2 protein-coding genes are annotated in these 2,441 nt (G+C 65.8%); both read right to left on the bottom strand.

The features are described 5' to 3' along the window. A partial coding sequence (locus tag VF643_RS00695) for a glycoside hydrolase family 97 N-terminal domain-containing protein (protein WP_331041440.1) occupies window positions 1-750 on the bottom strand: 750 nt, incomplete at its 3' end. Beyond that, window positions 747-2,441, bottom strand: a 1,695-nt coding sequence (locus VF643_RS00690) for a glycoside hydrolase family 2 protein (protein ID WP_331041439.1), incomplete at its 5' end; no start/stop codon positions are given. The genes VF643_RS00695 and VF643_RS00690, both read right to left, overlap by 4 nt.

Raw genomic sequence — 2,441 nt, 5'->3', positions numbered from 1 at the left:
GACGTCACGCACCACCGCGATCGCGGGATCGTCGGGACGACGCGTCAGCCGAACCTGGACGCCGAGCCGGCCGGTCTCGGTGCCGGTGAGGTAGGACGCGGGGTAGTTTTCGACATCGGCTTCGGCGATCGCGAAGGCGGGACCGGCATCGCTTTGGCAGACCAGCGGCAGTTCGTAGAGGTTCTGCGGCCGGATCGCGGACGCCGCGACAGGGTCATATTCGCCCTCATGGCTGGTGCCGAAGGTGCCGAGGTTCAGCCCGTGACAGCCATAATCCGCAGGGAAGGCGAATTGCGTGAGTTCGTTGGCGATCCGCAGCTGCCCGACATTGGGCTGGCGCGGGATGCGGTAGCGGATCGCGATGCCGTCGTCGTAGGCGCGCACCACGACATCGAGCTTGCGTGCGAGCCCGTCGGGCTCGGCGAAATGCACCACCATCTCGCGAAAGCGATCGTCGACGCGCGACGCCTTGGCCGCGACGAGCGTATAGCGATCCTCGCCCGCGCGCCGATCGACCCGGCCCGCGACAAGGCCGTTCGACAGCTTGGCGTAGCGTTCGAATTCGATGCCGAGCGTCGACGGATCGAGCAGCGGCTTGCCCGCCACGGTAACCGCATAGGTCGGCTGGCCCTGGTCGTTGCGCGCGAGCGTCAATTCGATCCGGCCATCGGGCGAGGCGACGGTCTGCGCACCGGCGGCGGTTGCAACCGCGGTGGTGGCGAGGAACGCCGCGGCGAGCGCGCGCATCATTGTACGGTCACCGTGGCAGCGGCGACGTTCCAGCCGCGCAACGTGATGCGGGGGTTTACCGCCTTGGTGTTCGGGTAGCGGATCGTCACGGTGCGGGTGTCGCCGGGCAGCAGCGACACGTAGTTATCGGAGAAATATGCGGGCAAGACCTGGCTCCCATCGGCGTTCATCACGGTCATCTTGGCGGCGAGTGCGGCAATCGTGCCGGGGTTGCGTAGCGTGAGCCGGACCTCGGTCTCGTCGCCGACCTGGGTGCGCGCCGTCTCGGTCTGCAAGGTCACCGGGGCGAGCGCGTTCAGTGCGCGGTAGGCGGCATCGTCGCGCCCCTGCCAATAAAGGTTGGTCGATAGCAAACTGCCGTCGGCCGCGGTGGCGGTGAGCTTGACCAGCGCCATGCCGCCATCGGTGATACGCGGCAGATCGAGCGCGAAAGCAGCATTCTCGGCTTGCGCCTTCGCGGTGACGGTGGCGGAGCGTTCGGCGATGACGCGGTTGTCGAGCCCGACCGCCTTCGCAGCGACGGTGACGCCGGTCAGCGGCGCGAGGCCGTTGTTGACCAGGATGACCTTGCCGTCGGGCAGGTTCATCTGGACGTGGACCGGCTCGGACGCCTTCTTCACGCCGTAGAACGAGCTGTGGGTGTCGTAATCCGACGAGAAGATCTGCCATGCCGAAGACGGCCAAGCGGGCTGGGTCATCCAGAGCATGCGGCCGCTATTCTGCGTCCACAGCCCCGCATTCATGCCTTCGAAGATCGCGCGATACGACTCATACTGCATCATCTGCGCCTTGCGCTCGAAATCCTCAAGGCTGGTGCCGGGTCCGAAGCGACGATCGAGCGCATCCATATAGGTCTTCACCGCGCCGTTCCCGGTCTGGTGCCAGTCGTGATAGGCCCAAGTGTCGCTGATCGGCCAGCGATCCGGCTCGGGGATGGCGCGCTTCCACGCCTCGAGCGTCGGCAGCGAGGGCGTGCCGAGTTCGACCGAGAAGCCCCTGGCGTGTTCGGTGAAATATTCCGCCTGGTTGCGCCAATTATAGGGACCGGAGCCCTGGAGATTGATGCGGTTGGACGAGCCCATATAGATCCGCGTGCCGTCGAAGCGCGCGATGGCATCCTGCAGCCCTTCGTTGAGGATCGGCTGCGGCACGCCTTCGTTGCGGCCGAACCAGACGACGATCGACGGGTGGTTGCGGTAGCGCTTGATGGTGTCGACCGCGTTGGCGAGGAACAACTGCGGGTCCTGTGCCTCGATGTTGTAGTCCTGGGTCGATTCCCAGAAATCGTTGAGGATCATCAGGCCATATTCGTCGGCGAGTTCGTAGAAGCTCTCTTCGGTATTCTGGCCGACCCAGTTGCGGATGATGTTGAGGTGCGCATCCTTGTGGAGCCGGAAGAACGGTTCGAGGCGCGACCGTTCGGTGCGCTTCATGAAATCGTCCATGCCGATATTGCCGCCGCGCGCCGCGATCCGCACGCCGTTGACGCGAATCACCAGATACGGGCTGAGGCCGGGCGCGTCCTTGACCGGCATCACCGCCGGCGACTTCTCGGCGCCGGGATAGAGCGACGCCGCCCAGCCGTTGGCGACCTTGCGGATGCCGGTGTGCGACCCGTCGACGATGCGCTGGCCGAGCTGGCGCGCGCGCGACAGATCGATGCCGACCCGCTCCAGATCGCCCTGCTGGTC

The organism is Sphingomonas sp., from assembly GCF_036387595.1.
In the GTDB taxonomy this organism is placed as follows: Bacteria; Pseudomonadota; Alphaproteobacteria; order Sphingomonadales; family Sphingomonadaceae; genus Sphingomonas.
Note: the sequence above shows the minus strand (reverse complement) of the source record. Positions and strands in the feature narration are given on the sequence as shown.